We start from the raw sequence: 16,049 nt of genomic DNA on the forward strand, positions 1-16,049 counted from the left end.
ACGGAGGATCGCGCAGGTCAGGTCAGGCTTTCACGGAGAGTCACCGGTTCGGCAGGGCGGCCGCGCCGTCCGCCGTCACCCGGGTCGCGCCGATGTAGTCGGGCGCGTCGATCTCGTCGAACCTGATGACGGCTCCCGTGTACGGAGCGTTGATCATGTACCCGCCGCCGACGTACAGGCCGACATGGTGGATGGACCGCGGATCGGTCAGGTCGTACGCGAAGAAGACCAGGTCGCCCGGCAGCAGTTCGTCCCGCTTCGGATGCGGGCCGGCGTTCCACTGGTCGTTCGCCACGCGCGGCAGGGTGACCCCCACCGAGGCGTACGCCGCCTTCGTCAGGCCCGAGCAGTCGAACCGGCCGTCGTGTTCCGGCGTGCCGTTGCCGCCCCACAGATAAGGGGTGCCGAGTTTGTCCTGGGCGTAGTGGATGGCACCGGCGGCCAGCCGGGAGGGCGCCACGCGCTGGACGGGGCGGGCGAAGCTCTGCTCCAGGGCGCGGATGACCTTCACGTAGTTGCGCGTCTCGCGGTACGGCGGGACGCCGCCGTACTTGATGACCGCGTACGCGCCGGCGTTGTACGCCGCGAGCATGTTGTCCGTACGGTCGCCCGGCACGTCCTTGACGTACCCCGCGAGCTTGCAGTCGTACGTCGCGGCCGACGGGATCGCGTCCGCGGGGTCCCAGACGTCGCGCTTGCCGTCGCCGTTGCCGTCGATGCCGTGGGCGGCCCAGGTGCCGGGGATGAACTGGGCGATGCCCTGCGCCTCGGCCGGCGACTGGGCCTTCGGGTTCCAGCCGCTCTCCTGGTACAACTGCGCCGCCAGCAGCGCGGGGTTGATCGCGGCGCAGAGGTTGCCCCACTTCGCCACCAGCGGCTGGTACGCGGCCGGCACGGCGCCCTCCGCCAGGTCGACCTTCCGCCCGCCGGGGCCCGTGTTCCCCGCGACGACGAAGGTTCCCACGAGCAGCAGCCCCAGGAATCCGAGCAGCCCCCCGGAGCTGATCCCTCCGATCAGCCAGATCTTCCCCGTCCCGCCGCGTCTGCCCACGGGGTCATCATCCCCCAACCCCCCGCTGATCAGTGCTGGTTGACGGAAACATCCGGACCGGGCACCCTCGGCGCGGACCCCCGCATCTCCCCAACCCATTGCTGAGAGTGACGGGTCGTGATACGCATAGTAAGCGGCGCGAAGTGGCTGTTTCTCGCGGCGGGTGCGCGGACAGGACCTGGGGGGGAATCCCGATCGCGTATCGACACGGGCTCGGATGGCGTCAAATCGACATCGGGGCGCCAGACTTCATGGAGGATAGGGGGGTTGGCCCTGTCGACCGGCAGGGTGCAGGGAACACGCCACAAGGGGCGGTGAGTTTCAGATGCGAATGGCGGCTGACAGCGCCAACCTCGCAGCCGAGAAGGGCGACATCAACACCATCATCGGCGGCATCGCCCCGGACTGGGGCCCCTTCGGCAGCCTCGGCCAGGAAGCCCGGGTGATGATCGAAGTCGTCATGGCCGTCGCCATCCTGCTCTGCCTCGCCATCGCCATCTGGGGCGCGGCGAAGCAGCGGATCGGCGCGACGGCGCTCCGCGACACGTTCAGCGCGGAACAGGGCAAGGGGCTGATCGTCGCGGGCCTGACCGGTGTCTTCATCATCGGCTCACTCGGCACACTCTTCACCATCGTCTACGGGATGGCGGTCTGACGCCGCCCCGGCCCTCGCCACTCCCGCGAGCAACCGCCGTCCCGCACGGAAGCACCGCACCGGACAAGGGCGCCCGGGGCGGTAGCCGCCCCTCCGTATCCCGCTACTGTCATACGACAGCGGCAAGTTGAGGAGACGGCGGGCGGATGGCGGAGCCAGGAACGGGGCCGGACGGGGCCCATGACCGCAAGGGCCCTGCACGGGCCGCACAGGGGGCACGGAGGCAATGAGCCAGGGCGACGATTACGGCGACGACTTCGGTTCACCGTACGGTGAACGGCAGACCCGTACGCGGCTCCCCGAGGACGGCTTCGGCAGTCGCGCCCCCGGGCGCGCGGGCCGCCGTTCCGGCGGCGCGGCGGCCCCGTCGCGGGGGCTGGTCGCGGTGCTCGGCGTCGTCGTGCTGCTCATCGCGGTGATCGCCTTCGTGAACCGGGGCGGCGACGACGGCGGCTCCTCAGGCGGAGGCGGCGCGTCGGACAAGGGCTCCACACCCACGGCCCCCACGGGCGAGCGCCCGGTCCAGGGCCGCAACGGCGCGCTCCCCGCGGGTTTCCCGAAGACGGAGCAGGGAGCGCAGTCCGCCGCCGCGAATTACGCGGTGGCGCTCGTGTCCGCCGAGATCCTCCGGTCCGACGACCGGCACGCCATTGTCGATCAGCTCTTCGTTTCCGCCAAGGTCGACGACCTTCAGGCCAAGTTCGACAAGACCTACTCAGCGGCATTCCTGGACCGGATCGGCCTCGACAGCAACGGGCAGCCGACCAGGGGCGCGACCTACGTCTCGCGCACGTCCCCCGTCGGCACCAAGGTCGTCGACTTCGCCGAGGCGTCCGCGACCATCGACGTCTGGTGCACGGGTGTCTACGGAACGGCCGGCGTCGGTTCGAAGAACCCCGTGACCAACGACTGGTTCACCATGACGCTGAAGCTCCGGTGGGAGAACGGCGACTGGAAGGTCGAGACGTTCACGCAGAAGGACGGCCCGGCACCGGTGACCGGGGACCAGCGGGCGTCCAGCGCCGATGAGATGGCGAAGGCCGTGCAGGAGTTCGGAGGGTTCACGTATGCCCGCTAACCGACGCCGTCTGGCATCGCTCGGGGCTGGACTCACGGCCGTTCAGGCCACCACCGTGCTCCTCGCGGGCCGGGCCTGGGCCGCACCGTCGCCATCCCCGACGACCGACGACAACTGCGACCTCATCGTCGGTCCCGCCAGGGACTACTGCGAGAACGGCGACAAGGCCCGCGGCGGCGGAGGCGGCGGGGGAACCGGCGACGTAGGGGAGAGCCTCGACCCGCTCGCCTCCCTGGCCAAGGGTTGCGCGGATGCCGCGTCGTGGACCATCGACAAGCTCAGCGACGCCGTCAACTCGACGACCACCGTCGACTTCACCAACGAGACCTTCCTCCGCCAGTACGCCGTCGTCTTCGCCGCCTCCACCATCCTCACCCTCACGCTCTGGCTCCTGGCGGTGGCCAAGCGCGCCGTCCGGGGCGTCCCCCTGACCGAGGCGCTCACGGAGGCCGTCGGCTTCCTCTGGCTCACCGTGCTGGCCTCCGCGTTCACGCCCCTGATCCTCTACACCGTCGTGGCCGCGACCGACTCCGTCACCGAGGCCATCGCCACCGGCACGAGCAGCGACACCGACACGTTCTTCGGCGGCTTCAGCGACGCGCTCGCCAAGGGCACCGACATCGGCGGCGGCCCGATCATGCTGATCGTCGTGAGCCTGGTCTCCGTGCTCGCCGCGGGCGTGCTGTGGCTGGAGCTGGTGATCAGAGCGGCCCTCCTCTACGTCGGCGCCCTCCTCGGCACCGCCGTCTACGCGGGCCTGGTCGACAAGAACATGTGGCACCACGTCCGCCGCTGGGCCGGCATCATGATCGCCGTCATCCTGGTCAAACCGGTGATCGTGATCGTGCTCAGCCTCGCCGGCGCGCTGTCGGCGGACGAGGGACCGGACGCGTTCTCGGCGGTCGTCAGCGGGCTGGCCATCATCCTGCTCGCCATCTTCGCCTCCGCGATGATCTACCGCTTCGTCCCCGGCTTCGGCGACGAGGTCGCCGCCGCCCGCAAGGGCCGCGGGTCGTCCCGTACGGATCCCGCGGCCGCGGTGCTGGCGACGCCGGCTGCCCTGGTCTCCCAGGGCATCAAGACGCACAGCTCCCGCAACAGCAACGGCGGCGGCAACACGCAGGACGCCCGCCCCCCGCAGCAGTCCGGCGGCGTCCAGGGCGGCGTGGCCGCCCACAGCACCCGCAACCAACCGGCCACCACCCCCCCACCCCGCCCCGCGTCAGGCACCGCCGCACCGCGCGAACAGCAGCCCGCCCGCGGCAACGCAAACGGAGGAGGTGACCGGCGATGACGACCGAAGCGCACGCGCACCAGGCCCCCCGGCGCACGTATCTCATCGGCAGGTCGAGACCGAACGCGATCGTCGGCCGCAACCGCGAGACGGGCGAGATCTCCCTGATCATCGCGGGCGCCTTCCTGGGCATGATGGGCGGCCTGCTCGTGCCGGTGCTCTCGCTGCGCATCGTCACGCTGATGGGCTTCCCGCTGCTGGCGCTGGCCGCCGTGTACGTGCCGTACCGGGGCCGGACGTTCTACAAGTGGTTCGAGGTCAACCGCTCGTACAAGCGCACCCTCCGCCAGGGCACGACGTACCGCTCCGACGCCCCCGAGGCGGGCATCAGGCTCGACGGTCGCGAGGTGGAGATCGGCCCGCCCCCGGGCATCGGGCGGATCAACTGGCTGGCGGCGCCGTTCGGCCCGGACGAGGTGGCGGTGCTGCTGCACGCCGACCGGCGGACGGTGACGGCGGCCATCGAGATCGAGGGCCCGGGCGTGGGCCTGCGCGACAGCGAGGACCAGGAGGCCCTCGTCGACCGTTTCGGCACCCTGCTGAAGCACGTCGCGAACGGCGACGGTTTCGTCTCCCGGCTGCAGATGCTGGCCCGTACGCTGCCCGCCGACCCCGACGCGCACGCCAAGGACGTGGAGCGGCGCGGCGACGACCAGACGCCGGAGTGGATAAAGGAGTCGTACGAGCAACTGCAGTCGATGGTCTCCACCTCCTCCGAGCAGCACCGGGCGTATCTGGTGGCGTGCATGGCGTACAACCGCGAACTCGGCCACGAGGCACAGGCGATCGCGAAGGCCGCCAAGTGCAGCCGTGACGAGGGCATCGCCACGGTGATGGTGCGCGAGCTGGGCGACATCTGCGCGCGGCTCGCGGAGGCGGACATCCGGGTGCGCCAGCCGCTGGGCAAGGCGCGGCTGTCGTCGCTGATCCACGCGATGTACGACCCGGACCACCCGATCGACCACATCCAGGCGATGACCGACCGCAACGCCTGGCCGGCCGAGCTGGACGCGCTGGAGCCGACGTATCTGCAGGCCAAGACGCGCGAGTCGCTGACGCGGGCGCCCTGGTGCCATGCCACGGCCTGGGTGAAGGAGTGGCCGATGACGCCGGTGGGCGTCAACTTCCTCGCCCCGCTGCTGGTCCACACCCCGGACGTGATCCGCACGGTGGCGGTCTGCATGGACCTGGAGCCCACCGAGCTGGCCATCGAGCGGATGCTGACCGAGAAGACGAACGACGACGCGGAGGCGTCCCGCGCGGCCAAGATGAACCGGGTCGTCGACCCCCGCGACGTCGCCCACCACACCCGTATCGACCAGCGCGGCGACGATCTGGCGAGCGGCGCGGCGGGCGTGAACCTCGTCGGCTGGATCACCGTGTCGTCCCGCAACCCGGACGCGCTGGCCCGGGACAAGCGCACGATCCGCGCGGCGGCGGGCAAGTCGTATCTGAAGCTGGAGTGGTGCGACCGCGAGCACCACCGGGCGTTCGTCAACACGCTCCCCTTCGCGACGGGGCTGCGCAAGTGATCGGCCCGCAGAGCCCGCTGGAGGCGATCACCCAGGCGTTCACCGGCCTGCTCTTCGGCAAGGTCGAGACGACCCGGCTGCCCGTGCGCACGTCCACCAACCAGGCGCAGGCGGTGTACCTGCCGACCGCCGCGCCCGGTCTCGGCGACTCGGGCGTGATCATCGGCCGCGAGGTCTACAGCGGCAAGGGCTACATCTACGACCCCTTCCAGCTGTACGGGCAGCAACTCCCCGCTCCGCACTGGCTGGTCCTCGGCGAGTCCGGCAACGGCAAGTCGGCGCTGGAGAAGACGTACGTGCTGCGCCAGCTGCGCTTCCGCGACCGCCAGGTGGTGGTGCTGGACGCACAGGGCGAGGACGGCGTCGGCGAGTGGGCGCTGATCGCCCAGCAGCTCGGCATCACGCCGATCCGGCTGGACCCGATGGCGGCCCTGGACAGCGGCATCCGCCTCAACCCCCTGGACCCGGCGATCACTTCGACGGGCCAGCTAGCCCTCCTCCGTACGATCATCGAGGTCGCCACGGGGCGGGCGCTGGACGAGCGGTCCGGCTTCGCGCTGAAGGTGGCGCACGCGTCGGTGGCCGAGTCGGTCAAGCCGGGCGCGCAGCCGGTCCTGATGGACATCGTGGAGCAGCTGCGCCATCCGCAGGAGGAGGCCGCGACGGCGATGAACGTCGAGGTCGACGACGTACGCAACTGGGGCCTGGACGTGGCCCTGGTGCTGGACCGGCTGGTGGACGGCGATCTGCGGGGCATGTTCGACGGCCCGACGACCATCGGCATCGATCTGGACGCACCGCTGATCGTCTTCGACCTCTCGCACATCGACCGCAACTCGATCGCGATGCCGATCCTGATGGCGATCGTGGGCGTCTGGCTGGAGCACACCTGGATCCGCCCGGACCGGATGAAGCGCATCTTCCTGGTGGAGGAGGCGTGGCACATCATCAACTCCCCGTTCGTGGCCCAGCTCTTCCAGCGCCTGCTGAAGTTCGGCCGGCGCCTAGGCCTGTCGTTCGTGGCGGTGGTCCACCATCTGTCGGACGTGGTCGACGGGGCGGCGGCGCGGGAGGCGGCGGCGATCCTCAAGATGGCCTCCACCCGCACCATCTACGCCCAGAAGGCCGACGAGGCCCGGGCCACCGGTCGCGTCCTGGGCCTGCCCCGCTGGGCGGTGGAGATCATCCCGACGCTCACCCCGGGCATCGCCGTGTGGGACGTCAACGGCAACGTCCAGGTGGTCAAGCACCTGGTGACGGAGGCGGAGCGCCCGCTGGTCTTCACCGACCGGGCGATGACCGAGTCGTCGGAGCAGGAGCAGCTGGAAGCGGAGGAGTACGAGCAGACGACCGCCGCACGCGAATCGACGGTGGCCTGAGATGGCGGTGCCGCGCGAGACGTCGTCCTCGGAGCGGGGCATCCCCGACGCGCTGCTGATCGGCGTGATCGCGTTCCTGCTGGGCCTGACGGTGCTGGTGTGGACGGCGACGGGCCTCGCGGGCCTGCTGGCGCACGGCTCGTGGCCGCCGGGCGTGACCTTCGCGCGGACACCGGCGGCGATGCGGGAGCTGATGCAGGAGCCGCACGACCTGGCGGGCGCGTGGCCGCGGACACCGGCGGCGGCGCTGTCGGGCTGGGGCCTGTTCTGGGGGGTGTTCATCGGCCAGCTGCTGGTGCTGCTCGTGCTGACGGTGGCGTCGATGACCCGCGTCGCCCGCTGGCGCGCGGACCGCGCGGACCGCAGAGCGGACCGCCTCGCGGCGGCGGAGGAGGAACGCCGGCGCCGTCGGAATGGCCGCGGCTCTGCAAAGCGCCCTTCCGGCGACAGCCGGCACGACGAGCCGCAACCCCCAGGCGCCGACGGTGACCAGGTCGGCACGGTGACGGGTGGCGTGTGGGCGGGGGCATCCCCCGCGCCGAAGGCGCGGGGCGGCGCCGCCGGCGAACGAGAACCGCTCACCCCGCAAGACGACGAGGCGCCGAAGGCGCGGGGCGGCGCCGCCAGTGAACGAGAACCGCTCACCACGCATCGCGAAGAGGCGCGGCCCGAAGCCGAACCCGCAACCCCCAACGGCCCGCTGATCTACCAGCGCACGCGCGACACCACCCCCGCCCGCGAGGCCCTGACCGCCGCCGAGGGCGCGGCCCTCGTCGTCACCTCGGACCCCACCCTCTGGTCGGAGACCAAGGACGCCCGCGCCAAACTCGGCCCGACCCTCGTCTACGACCCCAACCACCGCTGCGACACCCCCGACCGCATCCGCTGGAGCCCCACGGAAGGCTGCACGGACCGCCAGGTCGCAGACGCCCGAGCGGCAGCGCTCCTGTACGCGATCACCCCCCGCGCCCGGGCCGACGCGGCCATCGCCGACACCGCCCGCACCCTGCTCACCAGCTGGCTCCACGCGGCCGCGGTGGACAACCGCCCGATGGCTCATATCCAGCGCTGGGCCGCCGCCCAGGGCGCCGCCCACGAACCCGTGAAGATCCTCCGTACCGCGAGGCGTGCCGCGGAAGGCTCCGCGGGACGCCTCGAATCCGCGCTCACGGCCCACCCGACGACCAGGGACCAGGCGCAACAGCTCGTCACGCGGGCCCTCTCTGCCCTCTCCACCCTCCACATCCGGAACAGTTGCATCGCCAATCGGACAGATTCGCTCACTCTGGAGTCATTTATCGACGAGGGGGGAACGCTTTACGTGGTCGGTGAAGCCATCGAGGATCCCCGGCGCGAGCCCGGCGCGATGCCCCTGCTCACCGCCCTCGCCGCAGACGTGGTCGAGCACGGCCGCCGCATGGCCGCACGGTCATCCACCGGCCGGCTCGACCCACCACTGACGCTGGTCCTCGACGACGTGGCGGCGGTCGCGCCCGTCCCCCAGCTCCCGCAGCTGCTCACGGCCCGCCCCCTGCCGCTCCTCGCGGTGGTCCGCTCCCCGGAACAGGCCCAGGACCGCTGGCCGGAGCTGGGCGCCGGGAGCTGACCCCCGGACGTCAGTCGTGCCGGTGCCCCGGCCGTTCGGCGGCCGGCATCCGGCTGATCCGTACCAACTCGTCGAAGTCCGCCGCGACCCCCCGCAGCAGCAGGTCGACCAGCCGCACGGCGGAGGCGGGCTCCTGCCCGAACAGGGCGCGCTGGTACACCACCGACGCCAGCAGGTCCACGAGCAGCTCGGGATCCGTCTCCGGCACCAGGTCGCCCCGGTCCGCGGCCCGCCGCACAGCGACCAGCGCCGCCGAACGGCTCGGCGCCACCAGCGTGTCGAGCAGATACGTGTGCAGTTCGGGATCCCCCGCGCACTCCGCGATGAGCGGCGCGAGCACCCCGGGCGGCAGGCGCTCGTCGAGGGCCTGGGCCAGCAGCCGCACGCTCTGCTGCAGATCGCACCGGGTGCAGCCGTTGTCCGGCGCGGGCGGTACGGCCATCAGCGCGCCCAGCGCGTCGATGACCAGGCGCTGGCGCTGCGGCCAGCGGCGCCGGATCGCCGCCTTGCTCGTCCCGGCCCGCGCCGCCACGCGCTCCAGCGCGAAGCCGCCGCAGCCGTGCTCGGCCAGCTCGTCCGCGGTGGCCTTGAGCACGGCCGCGTCGATCGCCGGATCGCGCGGCCGGCCGGTGGCGGGGGGCGGTGTCACTGCCCGGCGTCCTGCGGGTACCAGCGCAGCTCGACGGTGTTGCCGTCCGGGTCCTTGACGTACACGGAGGTCGCCGACCCGCGCGCACCCCACCGCGGCACGGGGCCCTCGAGGACGTCGAACGTGCCGGAGTCGATGACCTCCTGCCAGTCCAGCGGATCGACGACCAGGCAGATGTGGTCGACGTTGGACTCGCCGCGGGGCCGGGAGAAGAGGTCGATGACGGTCGACGCGTCGATCCGTACGGACGGGAAGGGCACCTTCCCGGCCCGCCACTCCTCGACCCGCTCGGGCTCGAGGCCCAGCGGTCCGGTGTAGAACTCCAGCGCCTTGTCGACGTCGGTGACGTTGAGCACCAGGTGATCGAAAGCCTTGACCCGCATGTCGGACCCCTCCGCTTCGGACTTACGTTCCGTTCCGGTACGGATCATATTCAGGACCGTCGGCCGGCGTCAAGATCCCGGAACGCGCGGAGGGCGCGACAGCCGTGAAGCCGCCGCGCCCTCCGCCCCGTTCGGGGTATTACGAGGTGAAGATGAAGTACTTCCACGAGCTGTACGTCGTGGCGTTCACGCTGTCGCCGGACGAGCCGTCGACGTAGACGGACCGGGCCCGGAGCTTGTAGTTGTTGGGCCAGTCGCCCTCGAGCTTGACGTAGGACTTGCCGGAGGAGTTCAACGGCACGTACATCGGGTCCACGCTGTGCCAGGCACCGGACGCGTAGATCTGCATGTCCACCCGCTGGGACCGGCCGGGGTAGGCGGTCATGGCGGTGGAGAGCACCGGGTCCTTGTAGTCGTGGATGTAGTAGTAGGTGTGACCGCCGGTGTAGGCGGTCTTGTAGTAGTCGTTGACGTACATCTTCACGCTGACCCGGGTGGGCACCCACACCTTGACGGTCTTCGCGGCGGTCCGCGAGTCGCCCGTGAAGACGGCGTAGACGGAGGTGTCGCGGTACATCTTCACGTACGCGGTCAGGTCACCGGAGGAGTTGACCGTACCGGACTTGACCAGCAGCCTGCCCTTGTCGTCGCCGGCCCGGTCCTGGTAGATCGCCACGGTGCGGTTCTTGTACGTCGAGCCCAGGTGGGCGCGGAACTTCACGGTCGCGCCGTAGGACACGGTGGACGTCGGGTACTTGTACAGCGCGAGGCTCACCGCGTTGTACGACACGGAGACCGTGCCGCTGGCGGTCGCCGGGAAGTGCTGGTCGTCACCCGCGTAGGAGACCTTGTAGGTCGCCTTGCCGCCGGCGAGCGGCGTGTCGGCGAACGAGAACGAACCGTCCGCGGCCAGGGTCTTCAGCCCGAGGGACTTGCCGCTCGGCGACTCCCCGTCCGTCCGCGTGACGGCCACCTGGGCGCCCGAAGGCAGCGCCAGCGCGGTGGAGATCCGCCCCTTGACGGTCAGCGCCTTGGCACGGGTGGCCGTCGACGGGACCTCCACCGTCGCGGTGACGGGATAGCGGCGGGCCTGGTCGATGACCGCGAGGGTGCCGGTCGCGTTCCACGGGTCGTCGCTGACGACGAACAGCCGGCTGCCGTCGGGCGACCAGGCGACACCATCGGTGTCGAGGGGCCCGTCGAACAGGTTCCGGGACGCCGCCGGCGCGCCCGCGCCGCCCGGGTAGACGTAGACGTCACCCACGTTGTCGCGGTCCGTCGAACCGCCCGCGACCGTGCCGTCGGGCGCGATGGCGACCGACTCCATCGTGTAGTTGCCCGGGTAGCTCGCCACGGCGGACAGGTCGGCGAGGCTGAACTCGCGCATGCTCGTGGCGAAGTTGCCCGCGGCGACGAAGCGCTGGTTGTCCGGGGTGAAGGCCAGGTTCTTGATGAACCCGTCCAGCTCCTTCTGGGTACGGACGGCCGGAGTGCCCGTGGACACGTCGTACACGACGACCGGGGCGGAGCTGATGTGCCCGTCCACGGCGACGACCGTGTCCGGCAGGTCCGGGTCCGTGTACACCGACGGCGCGCCCGACCAGTTCTGGCCGATGCCCAGCTCCAGGGAGACCGTCGGGGTCTCGGTCGTCAGGTCGAGCGAACCGATCTCGGCGGTGTCCCAGTTCTCGCCGTAACCGAACCAGACCTTGCCGCCACCCACCGCCACGTCCGAGGGCTTGGTGCCCGTGCCCGTCGGGTAGGAGGCGGTCTCGGTCAGTTGGCCGGCGTCCACGGCGACGATCTTGTCGGCACCGGGAACGGCGGCGTACAGGGTGCTCGAGTCCGCGCTGAGCGCGAGCCCCTGGACCTGAGGCAGACCGGGAAGGGTGGCCTGTACGGCACCGGCGAAGTCGGTGACGAGGATCCGGTTCGCGTCCCGGTCGCTGATGAACAGCCGGCTGTGCACGGAGTCGACGACCATGTCCCCGTACGAGGCGAGCGGCAGGTTCGTGCGGGTGTCCGCGGCGGCGGGAGCGGCCGCGCCGCCCACCAGCGCTACGGAACCCGCGGCGACGGCAACCGCCGTCGCCAGTGATGTGCTGCGCATGCGCACAGTGATTCATACCCCCAGGGTGAAAGGGAGACCTGGTGCCGGACCGCGGCGATGAGCGGTCCGACGTGAGCGCGGATTCGCGCTGGTGCCGGTGAGACACGTGTGACAGGCGGAAGGTTGTACGAGCTGACGGCAGTTTCCGAACCCGTTCAACCCGGGTCCGGCACGGGCAGGCCGGCGCTACGGCCGCTCGACCGCCATCTCGACCTCCACCCCGCCCACCTCGGGCGCCGCGGCCAGCGTCCCGCCCGTCCGCACGAACCCGCACTTGCGGTAGAGCCCCTCCGCCCGCACGTTGCGCTCGTGCACGTACAACCGCACGCGCTCCAGCCGCGGCTCCGCCAGCCCGAACGACCACTCCAGCGCGGCCGCGAAGAGCTTCTCCCCCAGCCCCGCACCCCGCGCCTCGGGCCGCAGGTACACGCCGACCAGATGCCCCTGCGGCACCTGGACCTCGGACGCGAAGCTGACCTCCTGCCCCGGCCGCTCGACGAGCACGGTCACACAACCGACCTCACGCCCGTCACCGTCCTCGGCGACGAACCCCTTCACCGCCACGCCGGCCGCGGCCCCCTCGGTCCGCTCCCGCCAGAAGGAGTCCGGCTTCGCGACGGCACTGTCGTACGTATCGAGGAAGGCGATCGCCGCCACCTCGTCCTGCAGCGCCGCCAGCCGCAACTCCTTGTACTGTCGCCACTCCTCGGCCCGCACACCCCTGATCACATAGCTCATACGCCGATCCTCGGGCCCGTCCCCGCCCCCCGCCAAGCCAATTACGGCAGCGCCCGCCCCACGATCACGTCCACGAGCCGCTCCGGCCCGTACGGGGCCAAGAGCCCCGGCACCGTCAGGTCGTCGACGATCAGCCCGAGCATGGCGAGATAGAGGACCACGACCCCGTCACGGTCACCGGGCAGCCCCGAGCCCAGGTGGAACTCCAGATTGCCCTTCAGCTGCGCTTCGAAGAAACCGGTCAGCTCGGCGTTCAGCTCCGGACGCCGGGTGGACTCCAACCGCATCTCGAGCAGCGCCAGATGACACCTGCGCTCCCGCCGGGTGCGCTCAAGCAACTGCCGCAGCAGGGCGGCCGTCACCTCACGCGGGGTCCCCGAGGCGAGGGTCGCGGTCACCTCCTCGGGGTCGGGTGCCAGCCGCTCCAGAACGCGCTGCATGACCTGGGCGAGCATCTCGCCGCGGTTGGCGAAGTAGTTGGAGGCGGTGCCGACGGGAACGGCCGCCGCCTTGTCCACGGCGCGCAGGGTCAGACCGCGGGCGCCCTCGCGGGCGAGTACGTCGATGGCTCCGTCGAGCAGCGCGGTACGGCGGGCGGGGTTCTGGCGCAACAGACGCTCCTTCCAACTCCATTGACACCACTGCAAGTGCAGTACTACGGTGAAACCACTTCAGTCAGAGTACATCGTCTGAAGCGCAACAGGACCCACCACAGCCCCCAGCAGAAAGAGCACCGGATGCGAAAGCTCACGTACTACATCGCCGTCACCCTCGACGGCTACATCGCCGGCCCCGGCGGTGAGGTCGACTTCCTCCCCTTCGAAGGCGACGCCCGCGACGGGATCCTCGCCGAGTATCCGGAGACGATGCCCACCCCGGCCCGCACGGCCTTCGGCCTCACGGACACCCCGCACCTCCACTTCGACACGGTCGTCATGGGCCGCGCCACGTACGAACCGGGCCTGGCGGCCGGCCTGACCGACCCGTACGCCCACCTCACGACGTACGTCGTCTCCACGACCCTCGACCCCGTCGACCCGGCGGTGAACGTCGTCCGCGACAATCCCGTGGACCTGGTCCGCAAACTCAAGTCCCAGCCCGGCCAGGACATCTGGCTCTGCGGCGGCGGCCGACTCGCGGCAGCGCTGCTCCCCGAGATCGACGAACTGATCCTCAAGCGCAACCCGGTCGCCATCGGCTCGGGCATCCCCCTCTTCGCGAACGCCCCGTTCGCCCCGCTGCCCTTCACCCCCACGGCAACCCGCACGTTCACCACGGGCCTCAGCATCACCACATACGCACGCACCACGTCCGCCCCGGCCTCGTAGGCCCCGCACGGACGCAGGCGCATTCGGTCACTCTGACGGCGGCGTCACCACGGGTACGAAGGCCGGGAGGGACTCGGAGCCGTCGGCGTAGACGGCCGTGACCCGGTAGAAGAACGTGCTGCCGGACGCCAGCGCCTCACTGAAATAGCCCTCCGGCTCCGTGGCGACCAGCCGGTACGACAGGGTGGTCCGACTCCACATGTACACCCGGTACGCGGTCGCCCCGGGCACCGCGTCCCAGGTCATCACGTGCCACGGATCGTCGTGGTACGTCGTGACGGTCACCGGGGACCCCTCCGGTGTCGCGACCGTCGGCATCAGGTCCAGCTCGGTCACCACGGCCTTCTGCGCACCGCCGGTCGACGCGAAGTTCGAGTTGCCCATGAGGTCGACCGTATCGACGAAGTAGCACTTCTCCTCGCCGTCGGACAGGCGCACATCGTCGTAGGAAGTCGTGGTGGGCGCCAGCTCCTTCACCGGGCCGCCCACGCACGTGTCGCCCTGAAGGTCCCCCGAGTGGACGACATAGCGGGCGAGGTCGCGATCGCCGACCGCGTTCCACTTGAGCGCCACTCCGTACTCCGTGGCGGTGGCGGTGAGCCCCGTCACGGCGGCAGGCGGCGTCACGTCCTTCGCCAGCGTCACCGTGCCGGAGCTGAGCGACTCGTTCCCGTCCGCATCGAACCCACGGACGACGTAGTGGTACGTCCCCTCCGCATCGACCGCATCGTCCGTGCACGTCACTTCACGACGCCCGTCGGACAACGGCACCTCCGTCGTGGCGCAGGGCAGGGGCGCCGTGGCCGTACTCACCGGCAGAGTGGTCGAGCGGTACACGTGGAAGCCCGCGTACTCCCCGTCCGGGGAATCGGGGCCCGGGCGGTACTTCCACCGCAGGGTGCCCGAGCCCGGGGCCGCGGTCACGCTCGGCTCCTGCGGGGCCGCGACGAGACGTCGGGCAGCCGCCGGCGGGTAGGACGCGGGGCTCAGCGCGGACTGCCGCCCCGCCCCGTCCACGGCGGCGATCCGGAACCGCACCAGCTGGGACCGCTGCACCGGGTGGAAGAGCATGCTGGTGCCGGTGGCGTACTCGGAGGGTGAGTCCATATCGGCGTCGTTCACCACCAGATACCGCACCGCACCGGGCACGGCGTTCCATGTGAGCTGGATCCCCGTGTCGGCACCGCGTGCGCCGAAGCCCGTGGGCGTGGTCATGGCGTACGTCTTCACGCCCACGTCCGCACTGCCCGCCGACGTGTTCCCCGCCTTGTCGTACGCCCGCACCTCGAAGTAGTAGGTCTGGCCCGCCACCGGCGGGACACCCCCGTACCACCGGGAGCCCGTCGTCTTCACCAGGGTCCAGACCGACGAACCGGCCGGCCTGCGATACACCCGGTATCCGGCGAGATTCATCTCCTTGTTCGCCGCCCACGTCACCTTCGCCATCGCCGTGGACTGCTCCAGATACCCGGTGACCAGCGTCGGCGCCAGCGGTCGCACCTTGTCCACGGTGGCCGAAGTCCGCGGCGCGTAGGAGAACTTGACGTTCGCCGACCCGGTCCAGTTCACGAAGTCGACGCGCAGGGAGTGCCGGCCGGACGGGATGGTGACGTACGCCGTCCTGCTCTGCGTGGTGCTCACGTTCCGCCAGATGTCGATCTTCCGGACGCCGTCGAGATACACCCGGATCCCGTCCCGCGCGGACGCCCAGAACACGAACGGCCCACCGGAACCGAAGTCCCGGGTGACACTCCAGCGCACCCCGAAGTAGTTACTGGGCAGGCCGCTGGCCGGCGCTCCGGTTCCCCATGTCTGATCAATTACGGAGTCGCAGTCGACTCGCTTCGGAGTCCCGGAGAAGGTCGTGTTGGCGAAGAACTGCCGCTTGTACACCGGCGATGTGCACGTGGTCGCAGCCACGGCCTCGCCGGCGGGAAGCACCGCGAGCAGAACCCCCAACGAACTCAGCGCAACAGCCAGCCCTGCCGCAGCACGCAGACCACGCCTCAGCGACGAAAACATCCGGTCCGGTCTTCCCCCACCCCTGGGACACGTACAACCAAATGGAACGGACCGCATCGTAGCCGAACAGATCACCGGTGGGGGAGGGAATTGACAGTGGACGCAAAAAAGCCTCAACCCCCAGCCTATGGCTGGGGGTTGAGGCTCAATAATTGTTCGGCGGCGACCTACTCTCCCACAGGGTCCCCCCTGCAGTACCATCGGCGCGGAAAGGCTTAGCTTCC

14 protein-coding genes are annotated in these 16,049 nt (G+C 70.6%); 7 read left to right on the forward strand and 7 right to left on the reverse strand.

Features of this window, described 5'->3' with window-relative positions:
- Positions 1-40: 40 nt before the first annotated feature.
- A complete protein-coding gene (locus AB0M28_RS30885; RefSeq protein ID WP_365412374.1) occupies positions 41-1,018 on the reverse strand; it encodes a bifunctional lytic transglycosylase/C40 family peptidase in 978 nt (325 codons plus the stop codon).
- A gap of 364 nt (positions 1,019-1,382) precedes the next feature.
- Between AB0M28_RS30885 and AB0M28_RS30890 the strand changes: the two genes are divergently transcribed.
- From AB0M28_RS30890 to AB0M28_RS30915, 6 genes are all read left to right on the forward strand, one after another.
- Complete coding sequence (locus AB0M28_RS30890; protein WP_365412351.1) at positions 1,383-1,706, forward strand: hypothetical protein; 324 nt, start codon at positions 1,383-1,385, stop codon at positions 1,704-1,706.
- Positions 1,707-1,932: 226 nt separating this feature from the next.
- Entirely contained in the window at positions 1,933-2,784 is an 852-nt protein-coding gene (locus AB0M28_RS30895) for a hypothetical protein (RefSeq protein WP_365412352.1), read from the forward strand.
- Entirely contained in the window at positions 2,774-4,078 is a 1,305-nt protein-coding gene (locus AB0M28_RS30900) for a hypothetical protein (RefSeq protein WP_365412353.1), read from the forward strand. The genes AB0M28_RS30895 and AB0M28_RS30900 overlap by 11 nt, the downstream gene beginning before the upstream one ends.
- Complete coding sequence (locus AB0M28_RS30905; protein ID WP_365412354.1) at positions 4,075-5,610, forward strand: SCO6880 family protein; 1,536 nt, start codon at positions 4,075-4,077, stop codon at positions 5,608-5,610. Before AB0M28_RS30900 ends, AB0M28_RS30905 begins: the two co-directional genes overlap by 4 nt.
- Entirely contained in the window at positions 5,610-6,989 is a 1,380-nt protein-coding gene (locus AB0M28_RS30910) for an ATP-binding protein (protein ID WP_365412376.1), read from the forward strand. Before AB0M28_RS30905 ends, AB0M28_RS30910 begins: the two co-directional genes overlap by 1 nt.
- A 1-nt stretch (position 6,990) precedes the next feature.
- Complete coding sequence (locus AB0M28_RS30915; protein WP_365412356.1) at positions 6,991-8,595, forward strand: type VI secretion protein; 1,605 nt, start codon at positions 6,991-6,993, stop codon at positions 8,593-8,595.
- A 10-nt stretch (positions 8,596-8,605) separates the two neighbouring features.
- On the opposite strand, the gene AB0M28_RS30920 is transcribed toward AB0M28_RS30915, so the two are convergent.
- The 5 genes from AB0M28_RS30920 to AB0M28_RS30940 all read right to left on the reverse strand — a co-directional run bounded on the left by AB0M28_RS30920 (position 8,606) and on the right by AB0M28_RS30940 (position 13,086).
- Positions 8,606-9,244 carry a TetR/AcrR family transcriptional regulator C-terminal ligand-binding domain-containing protein gene (locus AB0M28_RS30920; protein ID WP_365412358.1) on the reverse strand — a complete coding sequence of 213 codons (639 nt, stop codon included), beginning with the start codon at positions 9,242-9,244 and terminating at the stop codon, positions 8,606-8,608.
- The gene (locus AB0M28_RS30925) at positions 9,241-9,627 is read right to left on the reverse strand and encodes a VOC family protein (RefSeq protein ID WP_365412360.1); all 387 of its coding nucleotides are present in this window, start codon (positions 9,625-9,627) and stop codon (positions 9,241-9,243) included. Before AB0M28_RS30925 ends, AB0M28_RS30920 begins: the two co-directional genes overlap by 4 nt.
- 139 nt (positions 9,628-9,766) lie before the next feature.
- On the reverse strand, positions 9,767-11,737 hold the full coding sequence (locus AB0M28_RS30930; RefSeq protein ID WP_365412362.1) for an Ig-like domain repeat protein: 1,971 nt from the start codon (positions 11,735-11,737) through the stop codon (positions 9,767-9,769).
- 186 nt (positions 11,738-11,923) lie between these two features.
- Entirely contained in the window at positions 11,924-12,475 is a 552-nt protein-coding gene (locus AB0M28_RS30935; RefSeq protein WP_365412364.1) for a GNAT family N-acetyltransferase, read from the reverse strand.
- Positions 12,476-12,516: 41 nt separating this feature from the next.
- Positions 12,517-13,086 carry a TetR family transcriptional regulator gene (locus AB0M28_RS30940; RefSeq protein WP_365412366.1) on the reverse strand — a complete coding sequence of 190 codons (570 nt, stop codon included), beginning with the start codon at positions 13,084-13,086 and terminating at the stop codon, positions 12,517-12,519.
- 126 nt (positions 13,087-13,212) lie between these two features.
- Here AB0M28_RS30940 and AB0M28_RS30945 point away from each other — a divergent pair, with 126 nt between their 5' ends.
- A complete protein-coding gene (locus tag AB0M28_RS30945; protein WP_365412368.1) occupies positions 13,213-13,803 on the forward strand; it encodes a dihydrofolate reductase family protein in 591 nt (196 codons plus the stop codon).
- Between the two features lie 27 nt (positions 13,804-13,830).
- On the opposite strand, the gene AB0M28_RS30950 is transcribed toward AB0M28_RS30945, so the two are convergent.
- A complete protein-coding gene (locus AB0M28_RS30950; protein ID WP_365412370.1) occupies positions 13,831-15,723 on the reverse strand; it encodes a PA14 domain-containing protein in 1,893 nt (630 codons plus the stop codon).
- Positions 15,724-16,049 lie beyond the last annotated feature (326 nt).

Source organism: Streptomyces sp. NPDC051940, assembly GCF_040680895.1.
Classification (GTDB): domain Bacteria; phylum Actinomycetota; class Actinomycetes; order Streptomycetales; family Streptomycetaceae; genus Streptomyces.